This is a genomic window from Nostoc sp. UHCC 0870, assembly GCF_022063185.1.
In the GTDB taxonomy this organism is placed as follows: domain Bacteria; phylum Cyanobacteriota; class Cyanobacteriia; order Cyanobacteriales; family Nostocaceae; genus Trichormus.
In genome coordinates this window covers 6288246-6305741 of record NZ_CP091913.1, presented here as the reverse complement: position 1 = coordinate 6305741, position 17496 = coordinate 6288246, and the positions used below count along the sequence as shown (strand labels likewise).

13 protein-coding genes are annotated in these 17496 nt (G+C 41.5%); 4 read left to right on the top strand and 9 right to left on the bottom strand.

Annotation, left to right across the window (positions count from 1 at the left end; genetic code table 11):
- Positions 1 to 25 precede the first annotated feature (25 nt).
- The gene (locus tag L6494_RS26700; RefSeq protein WP_237990779.1) at positions 26 to 241 is read right to left on the bottom strand and encodes a chlorophyll a/b-binding protein; all 216 of its coding nucleotides are present in this window, start codon (positions 239 to 241) and stop codon (positions 26 to 28) included.
- Between the two features lie 150 nt (positions 242 to 391).
- Between L6494_RS26700 and thyX the strand changes: the two genes are divergently transcribed.
- Together thyX and L6494_RS26690 are read left to right on the top strand one after the other, a co-directional pair.
- Entirely contained in the window at positions 392 to 1114 is a 723-nt protein-coding gene (gene thyX / locus L6494_RS26695) for an FAD-dependent thymidylate synthase (RefSeq protein WP_237990778.1), read from the top strand.
- Positions 1115 to 1347: 233 nt separating this feature from the next.
- Positions 1348 to 2274, top strand: coding sequence for a cobalamin-binding protein (locus tag L6494_RS26690; protein WP_237990777.1), 927 nt, complete (start codon positions 1348 to 1350; stop codon positions 2272 to 2274).
- Between the two features lie 28 nt (positions 2275 to 2302).
- On the opposite strand, the gene L6494_RS26685 is transcribed toward L6494_RS26690, so the two are convergent.
- The 4 genes from L6494_RS26685 to apcB form a co-directional block, all read right to left on the bottom strand.
- The gene (locus L6494_RS26685; RefSeq protein WP_330911057.1) at positions 2303 to 2632 is read right to left on the bottom strand and encodes a protealysin inhibitor emfourin; all 330 of its coding nucleotides are present in this window, start codon (positions 2630 to 2632) and stop codon (positions 2303 to 2305) included.
- A 245-nt stretch (positions 2633 to 2877) separates the two neighbouring features.
- The gene (locus tag L6494_RS26680) at positions 2878 to 3960 is read right to left on the bottom strand and encodes a M4 family metallopeptidase (protein ID WP_237990776.1); all 1083 of its coding nucleotides are present in this window, start codon (positions 3958 to 3960) and stop codon (positions 2878 to 2880) included.
- Between the two features lie 715 nt (positions 3961 to 4675).
- On the bottom strand, positions 4676 to 9127 hold the full coding sequence (locus L6494_RS26675; protein WP_237990775.1) for a pentapeptide repeat-containing protein: 4452 nt from the start codon (positions 9125 to 9127) through the stop codon (positions 4676 to 4678).
- Positions 9128 to 9362: 235 nt separating this feature from the next.
- On the bottom strand, positions 9363 to 9872 hold the full coding sequence (apcB, locus tag L6494_RS26670) for an allophycocyanin subunit beta (protein WP_237990774.1): 510 nt from the start codon (positions 9870 to 9872) through the stop codon (positions 9363 to 9365).
- Positions 9873 to 10232: 360 nt separating this feature from the next.
- Between apcB and glnA the strand changes: the two genes are divergently transcribed.
- Complete coding sequence (gene glnA, locus L6494_RS26665; protein ID WP_237990773.1) at positions 10233 to 11648, top strand: type I glutamate--ammonia ligase; 1416 nt, start codon at positions 10233 to 10235, stop codon at positions 11646 to 11648.
- Between the two features lie 75 nt (positions 11649 to 11723).
- On the opposite strand, the gene L6494_RS26660 is transcribed toward glnA, so the two are convergent.
- Complete coding sequence (locus L6494_RS26660) at positions 11724 to 12686, bottom strand: glycosyltransferase family 8 protein (protein ID WP_237990772.1); 963 nt, start codon at positions 12684 to 12686, stop codon at positions 11724 to 11726.
- Positions 12687 to 12959: 273 nt separating this feature from the next.
- The gene (locus L6494_RS26655) at positions 12960 to 13163 is read right to left on the bottom strand and encodes a hypothetical protein (RefSeq protein ID WP_190703077.1); all 204 of its coding nucleotides are present in this window, start codon (positions 13161 to 13163) and stop codon (positions 12960 to 12962) included.
- Between the two features lie 491 nt (positions 13164 to 13654).
- Here L6494_RS26655 and L6494_RS26650 point away from each other — a divergent pair, with 491 nt between their 5' ends.
- A complete protein-coding gene (locus tag L6494_RS26650; protein ID WP_237990771.1) occupies positions 13655 to 14554 on the top strand; it encodes a ferritin-like domain-containing protein in 900 nt (299 codons plus the stop codon).
- An 805-nt stretch (positions 14555 to 15359) separates the two neighbouring features.
- Here the strand turns inward: L6494_RS26650 and patX are convergent.
- Together patX and L6494_RS26640 are read right to left on the bottom strand one after the other, a co-directional pair.
- The gene (gene patX, locus L6494_RS26645) at positions 15360 to 15590 is read right to left on the bottom strand and encodes a heterocyst-inhibiting protein PatX (RefSeq protein ID WP_237990770.1); all 231 of its coding nucleotides are present in this window, start codon (positions 15588 to 15590) and stop codon (positions 15360 to 15362) included.
- A 112-nt stretch (positions 15591 to 15702) separates the two neighbouring features.
- Entirely contained in the window at positions 15703 to 17469 is a 1767-nt protein-coding gene (locus L6494_RS26640; protein WP_237990769.1) for an FAD-dependent oxidoreductase, read from the bottom strand.
- Positions 17470 to 17496: the final 27 nt, after the last annotated feature.

The following is a 17496-nucleotide window of genomic DNA, read 5'->3' as shown; positions in this document are numbered from 1 at the left end:
CAAAACTTTAAATATTATCTTGCTTTTACAGATTAGCGAAAAGACCAAAAATACCATGTCCTGTAAATACTTCTAAAGCAATCAGGGAGATAAAACCAATCATGGCTAAACGACCGTTGAGTAATTCTGCATAGGGAGTAAAACCAGTGCGATCGCCTTGCTCATCTACATAAACCTTTGGCTCAATCGCGAAGTTGTTCATCAGACCTTGGTCGTCAATAATGGCATTGTTTGTACGCATTTTATTTTCCCTTGTTGCTTCTCATGTAACAAACTGTAACAAATATATGAATATTTGTAAAGCCTTTTCATCTGCCGAAAGGGATATGATCGTGAATCGGGTTGTCAACCACCCTTCCAGAACACATACAAATCAATTTTCCAAAAGCCAATGGATCGATTCCGAGTAGAAGTTATTGCCAAAACACCAAACCCCCAGCAGGTGATTTATGCCGCCATGCACCAAGACTATACTGATGGGTTCGTGTTTGACGAGCGCGATTCCTGGCCCTCGGAGTCGCAGTGTGGCGAAACTATTGTGAAGCGACTCTTAGCCGGGGAGAGAGGACACTATGGGCCGCTAGAGCATCCCCAGATTGTTTTCAACTGTGGCTATTTTCCCCACAGCGTCATGCAGCAAGCTCGTACTCATAGGGTTTCAGTATCATTTGATGTGCAATCTTTTAGGTATACGGGTAAACAATTTATTGATGTAGTCGAAGGAAAGAAAGACATAGAAGACGTTTTTTACCTACGTCCTGTTGGTTATTACACAGATAGGCAAGGCAAAAAATACTACTATTCTCCTGAACAACGAGCCAGAGATTTAGAGTGGTGTTGGGAAGCAGCTAAACGATATAAAGTTGATTTTGAAGGCGGGATGTCTGAAGAACACGCCAGAGGGAAAGTCCCCTTTGATTATCGGCAACATTTTGTAGTGAGCTTTAACCTTCGGTCATTCTTGCATTTTTGTGACTTGAGAAATAAGAAAGATGCTCAACTAGAAATTCAAAAATTATGCGAACTTATGTGGCCTCATTTTGAAGAATGGACTCCGGCGATCGCACAATGGTATGAAAAGTCTCGTTTAGGTAAGGGAAGATTAGCACCGTAAGCGGTTAAGGGTCGCCCTCTAGAAAGATACTTCAACAGCTAAATTTTGCAACAATTGAAGTAAGAGGTTGTTTGAAAAGTAGTTAGCTGTAATTTTAGACACACCCCTTTCAAGGGAGAAAATTGGTATCAAAGTCCCCCTTAAAAGTGGGATTTAGAAGATTTTGCCACTGAAAAGAGGGCTTTTCAAACAATCTCTAAGGCCAACGCAGCTTTTACAGAGATGGTGCAATAATGGAAGATTCTAGTATCAGAATTATTTCGCTAATACCTAGTGGTACAGAAATTTTAGCAGTCTTGGGTTTAACAGATGCGATTGTAGGGCGATCGCATGAATGTGACTATCCCCCAGAAATCACAGATCGTCCTATTTGTACCCAAGCTCGTTTAGATAGCAATATTCCCAGCAGTAACATCCATAATCAGATCAATGATCTACTACAATCTGCCCTCAGTATCTATCACGTCAAGACAGATATTCTAGAAAAATTACAGCCTACCCATATCTTGACCCAAGATCAGTGTCAGGTTTGTGCAGTCAGCTTAAACGAAGTAGAAAAAGCAGTTTCCGAACTTACCCAAAGTACACCTCAAATCATCTCCTTACAACCTAATCTACTGGAGGATGTTTGGAATGACATTGAACGAGTAGCGCATATCTTTGGTGTAGATTCAGTTCAAGTGTTAGAAAACTTAGAGGCTCGCGTTACAATTTGTCAACAAAGAATCCAAGGACTGTCTTTAGCAGAATTACCAACTGTCGCCTGTATCGAGTGGACAGACCCTCTCATGGTCGCCGCCAATTGGATTCCTGAAATAGTCAACTTGGCCGGGGGACAATCACTATTTTGTGTCACGGGTCAACCTTCTCCCCATTTGCGATGGGAAACACTGTTAGTCACCAATCCAGATATCATAGTTTTTATGCCTTGCGGTTTTGACTTACATCGCACCCGTCAAGAAGCTCAATTAATCACCCAAAATCCTGATTGGCAAAAACTTCACGCTACTAAAAGCGGTAGAGTCTACATTACTGATGGCAATGCCTACTTTAACCGTCCAGGGCCTAGACTAGTAGATTCTCTAGAAATTATGGCAGAAATTTTACATCCAGAAATTTTTGACTATGGCTACAGAGGTACTGCTTGGGAACGGTTATAAAGTGAAAAGCCAAAAGAAAGAAAGTATTTTAACTAGATTGTGTGACTTGAGTGAGGTATTCAATTAGAGTTTTTAAAGCGTTAGTTAGTGCAGCTTCACTGGTAATCACTGAATGCTGTTGACCATGATCTTCTACCGTTAACCTATATTGAAAGCGATCGCACTGAGAATTATCAGAAATAATTTGCTCAGGTAGCTGAAAAAAATCTGCCGCTTCTAGCAGTTCTGACAGTTCCTTAGCTACCTGGAGTGGGAGAGTATTAGTGTCAACGCTAATTTTTTTACTAATCCCAGTAAAGCCACCCGTCCGTTCTAAAGATACCTGCATGGTTGAGAGGGTTAACAATTCAAAATTCAAAATTCAAAATTCAAAATTAAAGACAGTTGGAGTCGGGGATTTAAACCCCAACTCAACTGATACTACGTGTAGACGTAGGGGTCTTAAACCCTTGAATGTACGATAAATACTCAAACCCACTCTAGCAAAACTAGAAACGCAATACATCGCGCCTTATAAAGACCAATTCCTAAAAAATTCATAATTCATATTTCAATTACGAATTACGAATTACGTTAGCGTAGCGGGGCGCAGCCCATTACGAATTAACTTAAAACTCCCACCTGTTGCCAAGCATTCTGTACTGCTTGATGTTCTCTACTCCCATCCCCGTAGAGTTCGCTAGCTATTTGCACAGTAACATCAGCAGCTTTTTTAAAATCAGCTTTAGAACGCAGGCGATCGCACAAAGCAATATACCAAATTTTACCTGCCTTCTCCCAAGCGTAACCGCCTATTTCCATCGCAGCTAGATAGAAAGCACGGTTGGGAATACCTGAGTTGATATGCACCCCACCATTATCAGCCCAGCCAGTATATTGGTCTTTAACATGGCCAGGTTGGGGGTCTTTACCCAATACAGGATCATCATATGCTGTGCCTGGCTCTTTCATAGAGCGAATACCCATACCTTTGACAGTTGGCATCAGTAAACCCTCTCCAATAATCCAGTCAGCTTCTTCAACTGTCTGATTTTTTACCCTCTGTTTCACCAAAGCACCAAACACATCAGAGAAGGATTCATTTAAAGCCCCTGGTTCGCCATAATATATCAACGCTGCTTCATACTGAGTTACACCATGCGTTAACTCATGTGCAATCACATCAATACACTTAGTAAAACGGTCAAATAATTCTCCATCACCATCACCGTAAACCATTTGGTCGCCATTCCAAAAGGCGTTTTCGTATTTCACACCATAATGCACTGTTGAATCTAAACGCAGCCCCTTATTATCAATGGAATTGCGCTCAAATAGTTCATAAAACAAATCATAAGTCGCACCAGCCGCATCATAGGCTTCGTCTACTGCTTCATCATTGCTAGGGGGATCACCTTCACTGCGTACTATAGTTCCTGGTAGTTGCTGAAGATTTTTAGCATCATATACTGTGCGGCTTTTTTCCCCAGGAGAAGGTGCAAAAGAAATATTTCCAATGATGTCTCTACGTCCACGCAACTGTGCCGAAAGATTTAATGTGTTGAAAGCCCAATTGCGCTGCTGTTCTGTACCATTCACCGCCACATTTTCCAGCATATGCGGCGGGATAACACAACATATAGGACACCTAGTTTGGGTAGAATGATTACAATTCAACCTAGATGATTTCTGTTTATTTCTAGCCATCTAATATAGTCTCCTTTGGCAATTATGTAAGGAACAACCGTGGATAAAACACCACGGTTGGAAGGAGCAGAGGAATTAATGCAGATGGCGAATCCCTGGTTGATATTTTAATGAATCTTTTCTACTTTTTATTGTCTAATAAATTCCTAGAAAAGCAATGGCTTTTTGAGCAAGAAATTAAATTTTGATAGCCCGTAAAAATCGGTTTTTATTTATATTTTTAAATTTGTAATTCTTAGTTATTTTTAGTAATTAAAAATAACTAAGAAATTTACTGGTATCAAGAATACTGTAGATATTTTTATAGGGTTATTACTCAATAGACTACATAGACAAATTAAAATCATGTAGATTAAGTCAGTAAAATCTCTATTACGGATAAGATAATTTTTTCTAGTAGTTAATGTTAAATTATATTGCTAAAAAAATTATGCTATCTGTTTTGGTTAATGACCAATTGACAACAGAAATCGGCTAATACAATTTCTGTATTAAGAATGATATATTTAGTACAGTTTTAATGTTTCGGATATTGCTGATTAAGTTAATTACTAGAACGAGAAAAATGGCGATCGCTCTTTAATCTTAATTTCAGCAACAGCATCAACCTCACATCAAGAATTTTTGCTAATCAGCCTTATCACTCCCCTACTCTCTGCGCCTCTGCGTCTCTGCGTGTTAGCGTAGCGGGGCGTAGCCCGATAAATTCATCCCTCTAATCCTCCCCAGCCCCCAACGCCTTCAAACTTAATATCTCCGCCTGGGTTAACCCCTTCACGCCCTTAATCTTCAACCCTGCATATAACTGATGGCTGAAAGTAGCAATACACTCCCCAGTCTGCACATCCCACAGTTTCACCGTATTATCATCACCACCACTAGCCAGAGTCCCACCATCCCCACTCCAGGCGACTGAGGAAACCCAACTGCTATGACCAGCCAGAGTCAGGCAACACTCCCCAGTCTGCACATCCCACAGTTTCACCGTATTATCATGACTACCACTAGCTAGAGTCCCACCATCCCCACTCCAGGCGACTGAGGAAACCCAACGGCTATGACCAGCCAGAGTCAGGCGACACTCCCCAGTCTGCACATCCCACAGTTTCACCGTACTATCATCACTACCACTAGCCAGAGTCCCCCCATCCCCACTCCAGGCGACTGACCTAACCCAATCACTATGACCAGCCAGAGTCAGGCTACACTCCCCAGTCTGCACATCCCACAGTTTCACCGTCTCATCATGACTACCACTAGCCAGAGTCCCACCATCCCCACTCCAGGCGACTGACCTAACCCAATTGCTATGACCAGCCAGAGTCAGGCGACACTCCCCAGTCTGCACATCCCACAGTTTCACCGTTTTATCACCACTACCACTAGCCAGAGTCCCCCCATCCCCACTCCAGGCGACTGAGATAACCGAACTGCTATGACCAGCCAGAGTCAGGCGACACTCCCCAGTCTGCACATCCCACAGTTTCACCGTATTATCATCACTACCACTAGCCAGAGTCCCCCCATCCCCACTCCAGGCGACTGAGATAACCGAACTGCTATGACCAGCCAGAGTCAGGCGACACTCCCCAGTCTGCACATCCCACAGTTTCACAGTATTATCATCACTACCACTAGCCAGAGTCCCCCCATCCCCACTCCAGGCGACTGAGTAAACCGAACTGCTATGACCAGCCAGAGTCAGGCGACACTCCCCAGTCTGCATATCCCACAGTTTCACAGTATTATCATCACTACCACTAGCCAGAGTCCCACCATCCCCACTCCAGGCGACTGAGTTAACCGAACTGCTATGACCAGCCAGAGTCAGGCGACACTCCCCAGTCTGCACATCCCACAGTTTCACCGTCTCATCACGACTACCACTAGCCAGAGTCCCACCATCCCCACTCCAGGCGACTGAGTTAACCAAACTGCTATGACCAGCCAGAGTCAGGCGACACTCCCCAGTCTGCACATCCCACAGTTTCACCGTCTCATCACGACTACCACTAGCCAGAGTCCCACCATCCCCACTCCAGGCGACTGAGTAAACCGAACTGCTATGACCAGCCAGAGTCAGGCGACACTCCCCAGTCTGCATATCCCACAGTTTCACCGTCTCATCATGACTACCACTAGCCAGAGTCCCACCATCCCCACTCCAGGCGACTGAGTAAACCCAACTGCTATGACCAGCCAGAGTCAGGCGACACTCCCCAGTCTGCATATCCCACAGTTTCACCGTCTCATCATGACTACCACTAGCCAGAGTCCCACCATCCCCACTCCAGGCGACTGAGTAAACCCAACTGCTATGACCAGCCAGAGTCAGGCGACACTCCCCAGTCTGCACATCCCACAGTTTCACCGTTTTATCATCACTACCACTAGCCAGAGTCAGACCATCCCCACTCCAGGCGACTGAGTTAACCGAACTGCTATGACCAGCCAGAGTCAGGCGACACTCCCCAGTCTGCACATCCCACAGTTTCACCGTTTTATCACGACTACCACTAGCCAGAGTCAGACCATCCCCACTCCAGGCGACTGAGTTAACCAAACTGCTATGACCTGTTAAGGTTAACAACTCCTTCCCAGTGTTAGCATTCCACAGCCTCACCCTACCATCTGCCTCTCCTGTCGCCAGCACTTCCCCATCAGGACTAAAAGCCACTGTCAAAACCTCAGTCAATACCCTAGCAAACACAGACTCATGTAAATTTGCTCCAGTCAAATCCACACTGTGCAGACTCACTCGACTAAAATCTACACCTGGAAGCACAGTCTGATTCAAATCCTGTTTTTCTAAAGCAAAACGATTACCTTTGATAAGTAACTGCGCTGCATTACTACCACAGTAACCAGCTTCTATTTCAGTTTTAGCTTTAGTGGTTTTAACTACCTCTACCAAACGTCCATTAGCTGATTTTTGCAACATCGGCCACATTAAATCCAACACTGCTTTTGCTAACAGATTTTTACCAAAGGTTTGAGTTAAATCCCCATCACTAATACCTTGGTCATAAGGCATCCCATCAGCAACTTCTCGGAAATCATCTGCTAAAATACCCAATTCTCTAGCAAACTTATAAGCAACAAAAAACTCTAATAAAGACCGATGGGCAGGATAATAATCACCATCAGCATTACGAATTAACATAGTTTGACCCATCATGTCATAATGCCAATGGTCTAAATCCTTTTGTTCCTGTACTTCCTTGTTAAAACAACGCCGAATCCGGTCAGGAAACTCCTTATAATTGAGAGTCATCCTCTCAGTAGACAGCATTTCCCAAGATAATTCACACAGAAAATATAACTTCTGTGCCATTGTAGTAAAAGTGCGTACAGATTTAATATCCCGTTCCATTTTGTGACGCACTGCATATAGATAAACACGGGAAATATCTACAGGTTTTCCAGCTTCAATCTCTGGTAAAGCTTCAATAATTAAATCAATCATCACCGGACGACGCGCCAAATCTAATAATTGTTGATTGTGAGTAATATAGTCAAAAGTTTCCGGTTTAGCTTTAAAACTAATAACTTGTCTAATTTGCTCATCATCCAACTTTTCTAATTCTAAAACCTCAAATTGCGGCGGTTCTCCGGTTAAATTTGCAGTAGAAGCTTTTAACTTAGCATTTAATAAATTGCGTCCTTCCAAAGCTTCCGGGAAGTGTTCCGTGCGACAAGTTAAAATCGCTTTTGCGCCAGGAACAACCACCCTAGCAAGCTCCCAAAAATTATTAATCATGGCTTGACGATCTACCCGTGCAGCCATTTCGTCAAAGCCATCAAAAATTAATAATAATTTCCCCATCCGGTTTAGCTGTTCAAAAGCAGAATAATTTGCTAAACCAATCTGATGCTTCCGAAAAAAGAACTCAGAAAATAGAGATTCAATTGTTACAGCTTTCGCATAATCTCGCAAAGGAATCACTAAAGGAATACGCGGTAAAGGTGAACCATCTTGTTTAGCCTGACGATATTTTTGTAAAGCCTCCCAAGCATAATGAAAAGCAAACCAAGTTTTACCTGTACCAAATTCCCCTAAAATTGATAAATGTTCCTTAACTGTATCAGCTAACCAATTATTAACATAGCGGTCAATCCAACCGTCTTCTTTACCATAGTGACTAATCCCAATGCGCCGCTTAGTGACTAAATCAACTTCTTCCTTAATACAAGCTAGTGGCACATAATATTTATCTATTCCCTTTTCTGTCACCTGGTTTTCTAACCATTCAAAATAGCTACTAAAATCAGCGTCAGCTTCGATTAATTCATCTAACGTATAACAATAAACTCCTGAATCATTGGCTTGTGCAACTTCCTGTCTAGCTAACTTACTAACTCGACGCGGTGCAACTACCCAACCTTCATCAGTTTTATATTTTTCTATCCCTTGTTTAACAGCATTCACATCATGAATACTTGCTTCTCCCTCCACTCCCCGAATAAAAATTCGGTCGTAACCCCGGCGTTTAGGGATATTAATAATCCATTCAAAATATTCAGTTTCTAAAACTTCAGTCGGTTCAAATTTATAACCTAGTGCATTAAACCAATCACGTAAATTTTTAGCTAATTCCGTTTCTCTCGCTACTGGCGACGGTGGTAATAATTGCTGATAACTTTGTGCTAATTGGTTAATTTGCTGTTGAATTGCTGGTAAATTGAGATATTTAACCTGTTCACTAACTTGATTTAAAGTACGTTGTAATTTCTCTATTTTATGGTCTTGTAAAATTTCCGTAGGTGTTCTGGCTTGTTTAGCAACTTCCAGAAATAAACGGGCAAATTCTGCTACTTCCCTATGAGGGTCAATGTTTTGCTGTTTAATTTCATCACCAATAGCATAACTGTCAATATAATTATCTAATTTTTGAAAATTGAAATTTTTATTCTGACTAAATGCCTGTTCAAAATTATTTTGAATTTCTCGTTGTCTAAATAACTCTAAAATAACCTTGGGCTTTCCTAACCCATATTGAATTAAGGTATAACGATAAATACATTCAAAATCATTTTGGGGTACATCCGGTTGTAAACCAAACTGTTTGAGTATTCTTAATACTGTTTCGTTACGAATAACTTTATCTTGAACACGCTGAACACCCTGAGCAACTAATTCACTAATAATGTCATCAATAATAAACATAGTATTTATAGATTTCAAGTAAATGTGAACATCGCGCGGATTAGATCCCCGACTTCTTTAAGAAGTCGGGGATCTGGAAGACTGCTAGCGATCGCCTCATCTCCCATCATCGTAAATTTATGTAAAAAAAGCGATCGCGTCTGAACATAGCTTGTCAGGCGATCGCTTCACAAAAATTCACTCAAAGTCCTGAGTCCTGAGTCCTGACTAAAAATTCCAGTCCCCAGTCCCTTCCCTACACGTCCTGTTCGCTTAACTCACGAGTGATGTGATCAAATGGCTCATCCACAAAAGCAGTGCTTGTAACACCAGCAGCAGCTACTTGTTCTTTCACCAAATCCTTAAGAATTTGCACACCACGAACTGTAGGAGCAATAGGCACACTCAGAGAATTGTAAGTTTCCCGTAGACCTTGCAGCACACGCTCATCTAAAACATTGGTATTACCAGCAACCAGCGCGTATGTAGCGTAGCGCAGGTAGTAGTCCATATCGCGCAAACAAGCTGCATAACGACGAGTTGTATAAGCATTACCACCAGGACGAATTAACTCTGGTAGTTCTTCAAACAACTTAGCACCAGCCTGCTTCACCAATGCCGCCGCGTTCGAGTTAATTGCAGCCGCAGCTTGGACGCGAGCTGTACCACTCTCAAAATAGGATTTCAAGCTGTCGATCGCGTTCCGGTCAAAATAACGACCAGTTACGTCATAATTCTTAATTAAGGTTGTTACTGCGTCACGCATTCCTTCTTCTCCCAATCGTTGCTATCGTGGTTTGATATTTATTTGGCCGCACTTACGCACCAGTAAATTTTTGTGCTATTTAAATATAGATTTGGCACAAAAACCATCTATCTATTATTTAAGGATTCTATGTCAAAGTTGACCCCTCTGAGATGAACTTTCCCTCTTTTGTGCAGATGTCGAAAGAAAGGTTAATATTACCTGTAATCCAGATGATCTGTAACAACTACTACAAAACTCTCTAATGTTGAGAATCTACGATATTTCAGGTGTGTCACAACTTTGTTCCGCTCAGTAGGGTTAGGATGCTTTGGCAGATTCTGGTTTGACGTTAAGAAATTGGCAGAGAAGGAGTAACGAATGACAACCCCACAAGAAGTCTTGAAAATGATTCAAGACGAAAACATCCAGATGATTGATTTGAAATTCGTCGATACCCTCGGCACTTGGCAGCATTTGACCATGTTCCAAGACCAGATTGACGAAACTTCATTCACTGATGGTGTACCCTTCGACGGTTCCAGCATTCGGGGTTGGAAAGGCATCGAAGAATCAGACATGACAATGGTGCTAGATCCTAACACCGCTTGGATCGACCCATTCATGGCAGAGCCAACATTAAGTGTTATTTGTAGCATTAAAGAACCCCGTACTGGCGAATGGTATAACCGTTGCCCACGGGTTATTGCTCAAAAAGCAGTAGACTACTTAGTTTCTAGTGGTCTTGGTGATACCGCTTTCTTTGGCCCTGAAGCTGAATTCTTCATCTTTGATGATGTCCGCTATGACCAAACTGCCAACGAAGGATACTACCACGTAGATTCAATAGAAGGCCGTTGGAATTTCGGTAGAAAAGAAAGCCCCAACCTCGGTTACAAAACCCGCTTCAAAGAAGGTTACTTCCCAGTTGCGCCAACAGATACTTTCCAAGATATGCGGACAGAAATGCTGTTGACGATGGCAAAACTAGGTGTGCCTATTGAAAAGCATCACCACGAAGTAGCCACCGGCGGTCAGTGTGAATTGGGTTTCCGCTTTGGTAAATTAATCGAAGCGGCTGACTGGTTGATGATCTACAAATACGTGATCAAAAACGTAGCTAACAAATACGGCAGAACCGTTACCTTCATGCCCAAACCTGTGTTTGGCGATAACGGTTCTGGTATGCACACCCACCAGTCTATCTGGAGAGATGGTAAACCTCTGTTTGCTGGCGACAAGTATGCTGGTTTGAGTGACATGGCACTGTACTACATTGGTGGTATTCTCAAACACGCACCAGCATTGTTGGCCATCACCAACCCTTCCACCAACTCCTACAAGCGTCTAGTACCTGGTTATGAAGCACCTGTAAACTTGGCTTACTCCCAAGGTAACCGTTCTGCTTCTGTGCGTATTCCTCTCTCTGGTACTAACCCCAAAGCCAAGCGTTTAGAGTTCCGTTGTCCAGACGCTACCTCTAACCCTTACTTGGCATTTGCAGCCATGCTGTGCGCTGGTATAGATGGTATCAAGAACAAAATTCATCCCGGTGAACCTTTAGATAAAAATATCTATGAACTCTCTCCAGAAGAACTGGCGAAAGTTCCTTCCACACCCGGTTCTTTAGAATTGGCATTGGAAGCACTGGAAAATGATCACGCTTTCTTAACAGAATCAGGCGTATTCACTGAAGACTTTATCCAAAACTGGATTGATTACAAGCTAGCTAACGAAGTTAAGCAGTTACAATTGCGTCCTCATCCTTATGAGTTCTATCTTTATTACGACGCTTAATTAATACCTGTTTGCAATTATATCCAAACGTGTAAATTTTGCCACCCTATAGGGTGGCTTTTTTGCGTACTAAAGCTAGGATTTGATCACTCCTCGGAGCAAAAATTTAATTTTTTGTTTTAGTGAAATGTACGTTTTGCTGAACACTGCTAAATTCTGTTGTCTTTGTTTTTTAGCTAATTGTTCAACACCCCAACTTGACCAGATTTTACTATCTAAATATTCAAAAAATAAATGTTTTTCTGGATGATTACAGTTATCATGCCAAGGTTTTTCATGGGAAGAAAAATGAATAATAAAAGGATGATTAACTAGGTTATTATATTCTTCTTCACTATATGGGCTATCTTGCCAAGATTGATATCTAAATAGGTATGGCATCTGATTCCACCTGGAATCAATGGCTTCCCATTGTCCTGCTAAAATTGCATTCATAGCATCTTGGTCATGCCAACGTATATACTTTTTATATTTATCTAAATACGTAAATATTTTTTGACTTGTGGCCTCTTGTCGCCATTTTTTAAGGTTCATGACAAGCACACCAGAATTGAAGTATTGGCATTCTGGGGAAATACCCAATTCTTGATAATTAATCAGTCCTCTAGGAGATGAGACATAGGGCGCACCCATATCTGGTATTGCCAAAAGGTAGTTATCACGAATATCGATATTCCATAGTTCTTGCAAACTAGTTCTGACAATTACGTCGCTATCAATGTAAATAGCTTTGTCAATTTTTGGGGGTAAAAGTTCTGGAATTAAAATTCGATAATAAGCGGCGATAGTAATCGCAGAAGATGTCTGGAAGTTTTTGAATTTTGATTTTTTTACCTTCAGCCAGGTAATACTAACTTGCTCAGATTGAAGATTTTGCCTAATTCTATTTTTATTAACTCTACTAATACCACCATCAATAATATATAAAGCTAAATGCTGTTCACTAGTAAGATGGGCAACAACTGAACGAGTAGTTGCAGCTAAAGGCATGGAGAATTTATCATCAGCAGCACAAACGAGACAAATTGAGTTATCCATAAATTCTCAATCTCAAACATACACTCCGCAGTTAAGTAAAATATAAATGGTATTTGCTTGTAAAATACCATTCTTCTCAGGCATCAGAACTTATTGACTACTATCGCATAATCTCCAACTAGTAACATCAGTTATGTTTACTAAGTTGAGAACGAGATGGCATAATTTGTACTTTAGCCTCAGTTATTTTGTCTGTCTGGAGTGTATGTCAGTACATCAGGGGAAAAAATTATGGTAGAAATAGTTTCCCCTGCTACTAACAATGATCAACATCTAGCTCATAGTCGCATTACTGCGCCCGTAAATTACTCGTGTAGTCGGGTCAATCTTGCCTTGAATGGGATTCCAATAGTGGGATGCTTCTTCTGTAGGAATACCCATTTCTTGTGCAGCACGCATCAGCATCGATTGTTGACGATTCTTAACTTGCTGATATTGACGCACCATAATCGCACGAGATTTTTCTTGAATAGACATAACACACACTCCCTATGAATTTAGAAATATTGGATTAATCTTTAGTTCTCTATTAATCAATTTAGCAAAAATTCTGTAACATACACTACTAAATTGAGCTTTTGTCATAAAACTTAATATTTCCCCAGTTACAGCGACTTTGTTTTCATCAGGAATGACCAACCATCAGACCTAGACTACCGCAGACAAAATTCACCATTCAGACAACCTGTGAGAAATACTTATCTCCAGGTTGATGATCTTGTCTTTACCTTTATTTACATTTGTGCAGGTCAAAATATCAAGATTCCATGATCAAATTAAGATTTGCTACGGAAATGCTAGATAGTTCCCAGTCTATTTTCCAAATAATTGTTGAAATGGGAAAAAATCCTTAGAATCACTATTGTAAAGAAATATTACTTTATTGCGCCTAGTTCCTGGCTGACAGCTATAGGGAAACCCCAGGCCATGATCAAACACCACATAGTTAATAAGTCTCAAATAAAACCATGACAGTTGTTTATCCACGGAAATTTCAAAATAAGTTGAGTGCGCGGGACGTACTCAAACGGGTCGTGAGCGATCGCGAAATTCACTTGATCACCCTCAACCGCTATCGTTATAGTGAGCAGCGTAGCTGTAAAGACTTAACTGATTTAATAGAACGACTCAACGGTAAGCCACCAGAATTAATCAAAGACTTATCACACCATATTGCCGATGAAGCTCGTCATGCCATGTGGTTGACTGATTTATTAGTAGAATTGGGGGCAAATGTTGGTACACCCCCAGGTTCTTCTTATATAGATGAATTTGAAAGACTCCTAGACAAAGACACATACACTTCTCAGGAGCAATTAGAATCAGGTATAATTGCTGCCTTAGCTGCCATCAACGTCACTGAAAAGCGGGGTTGTGAGTATTTTTCTGCTCACATTTATGCACTTAAGCAAGCACCCCAAACAGCAGAAAATATGAAAATCAGCGAAACCATTGCTAAAATTCTCCCAGAAGAAGCTGGACACGTCCGTTGGGGTAATCGTTGGTTAGCACAGATGGCAGATAAAAGTCCTGAACATCGCCAAAAAGTTGAGCAAGCCAAGCGCAAATATGCCGCAATAGAACAAGCAGCATTTGAATCAGGAATGGATATTACCCTCGGTGCAGAACTGCGACGGGTTGCAAACCTTGTGGAAGTAGCAAACACAATGCCATTGTGGGAACGTCCTCAATATCTCATGGAACGCTTACCACAAACCTTGCTAGCACCAAGTTTGCAGTTTACCAGAATCCAGGCTGCACAAAAAGCCTGGCAACGTGACCCCCAGGCATTTTTTGAGAAATTTGTGCCAATGTTTTTAAATGGCATTCAAAAAACAGAAAATCAGCCCAAGACAACCAAGCCTTAAATGAGTAATGAGTAATGAGTAATGAGTGATGAGTAAATCCCATTACTTATTACTTAAAGATAGTTGGAGTCGGTGATTTAAACCCCAACTCAACTGATACTATGTGTCAGTAAACCAAAAAGTTTTTTAGAAGCTTTACCAAGCAAACATTTCAGCCAAAGCCAGGGATATCACAAAACAACGTTTTGTTGAGCATTTCAGACGATCACCCTAGTCATCTTCAAGCGATCGCTCTAAGATCCCTCTAAAACCAATGGTCAATACTCCTGATTAACGATGGCTGAAACCCTTGTTTTTACGTTGGCTTTTAAAAGTTTGTGGTTTACTGATGTGTAGACTTATGAGTCTTAAACCCTTGAATTTACGATAAATTAATAGTGGGTTTTGAGGTGCATATTTAGGTGTGTAAAGCTTTGCACCCCTATTCAATCTATATCAAGCAAGACGAGAAGCATAAAACTCCACGCTTTGTTACTGGATGTGTAGCGTCACCGCAGATTTGCATCTGTCAATACCTTAAGTATTGAAAAATTTAGGGCTAAATTTGCTTACTATGAAGTTGTTGACCCTGTTGTAATATTGTGAATTAACCTGAGTGATACCCTGGAAATAAAATTAAGCGTTATCTGTGGTCTGAAGAGTGGTGATGCTGTCAATTGGGGTGGTTAATTACTTGGTAGTTGTAATGGCAGAATTAAGAAAATTGTATTCTTGCTAAAAAGGCTAGTTAAAAGAGTTGAATAGTTTTGAATTTGCTGGTCACAAGACAAATGCTCATGTCACAACAGGCATCATCTGTAATCTACTACACAGTAGGATAAGTATTTCTTTGCGATTCCATTAAACTTCTTCGTCCACTACCCCTAACAGGTGCAGCACCTTCTGGCTCATTACGTTGATGTTTAGGCTTTAATGAAACTAAATCTTGAGAAGTAGTTGATGATACAAATAAATTTTGATTGACTACTTGTGGGGAATCAACTGTTAGTGAGGCAAATACCAGACTTGAAATTAAAAACTTAATAGCAATACTCATTGTAGATATCTCTTTGTGAACTTTCCTATCTATTGCTACTAAGTTTTATCTAACGAGTCCGGAAAATTATCAAAAAAGTAGTGCTTTTTACCGAAAAAAAAAATAAAGTCGGTTATACTACCAAACTTTCAACTAATAACCAGTTACCAGAATAATTTAGACGACCCCAAACAGTTAACTGTTGCTCATGGGTCAATTCTTGCAGCTGCGCGTCTATATGCGATCGCCAGGTCACAAGCTGCCAAGTTTGCCCTAGATTAGCAGTTGGAGAAGTGATAGTGAAACTGTAATCCTGCTGATTTGCAATATGAAGAACGCCTGTGAAGCAGTCATTTCCCCGTGATAATACTTGCTGGGTATCTGAGTGATAGAAATTATTCACCGATGAAGCGGGACAATTGCCACTATGGGGATAGACTTGAGGCTCATTGAGATAATACGTTTGCCATTGCAGCCATTCTGGATGATTGGGTAAAAGATTAAATAAAGGTATGATAGGTGCTGGGGCGTGCTGGTCTTGTAATAAAGCTTGTTGCAACGCTTTTACAGGTATTTCTCGCGGCTGACAATTTAATTCCACACACATAGCAGCAGCCATCCCCGCCGCTTGACCAATACCCAAGACAACAGGTTGTAATCTAGTTGCGCCATTGGCAATATGAGAGACAGAAATATTCTTTTCACAAACTAATAGACCATCTGTTGTAGCTGGAACTAAACAACGGTAGGGAATAGTAAAGGGTGTTCCCGTCCAGCGTCCTCCCCAACGGATGGATTTCGGTTGTAGTGGCAAGTCAAAGCCGGGATAATGATGGTCGTTAGCGTAATTACCAATTGCGATCGCATCAGGGAATAAACTTGCCGCCCGACCCCCTGCAACTGGTAAAATATCTTGTTCTGTGACAGTAGTTAGTCCTACCAAGCGGCGACTTTCTCGGTAATAAGGATGCAGAGCAAAAGCAGGATGGGTATGGGGAAAAACTGACTCTGCCAAACCATACCGCCTACCTAGCTGATTTTGGATATAATGCGCGAAATTTTGGCTTTGCCAACGACATTCTTGGAAAAATTCACTTTTAGCTGGTTTTGACTCTAGTAGTCGTCCTACCCCTTCACCATAGTCATTACCACAGATAGGCCAGTTAATCATAAATAGATTACCCGGCAAGCGTCCATAATTCAAGAATTTCTCTGCACCGTAATTTTCCCAAGCACTGACAAACAGCGAAGGATTATAATTTGGGGACTGAAAAATTTCGGGTGCGACATCTGCACCAAAATCTTGCATTAAGACGACCCAAGTTGGTGACTGTACAGGATATTTGGTCGTGATAGCATTAAATTCAACAGGTGCGCTGGGTTCTTCCCATTCAGACTGTAATTCCCAACCCCAACGGTAAGGTATCTCTGCTAAGGCTAATAAATCTCCTAACTCTGTACCATCGAGAATCACTTTGGCTTGCACTGTAAAATCTGCAAACCGCACACCAGTAATACAGTTATCTTGCTTTAATACTTCTAGGGGGACTTGTCCAGAAATCCAATGCAGATTTGCTAGTTCTTGCACCCAATCAGCAAAAATTTCTGCTCCTACACGGGGATCATAACTAAAAAAGCTCACCCAACTGTTATTTAATCCCCCTGGTTGTCGTTGCTCTAATTCTCGTAAAAACGCGCCCCATATCCCTGTTTGAAATGCCATTAATTCATTCCCATCAGGCGCGGATACTCCAGCAGCAGTTAACATTCCCCCCAACCAAGGAAATTCACTCACCAGGATAGTGTTAGCACCGCACCGCGCCGCTTGGATAGCCGCAGCCGTCCCTCCAGTTCCACCGCCAACGACTAAGACATCAGTTATGTAAGTTTGATGAGCCATGCGTTAATCTCACTAGATTTTTGACAA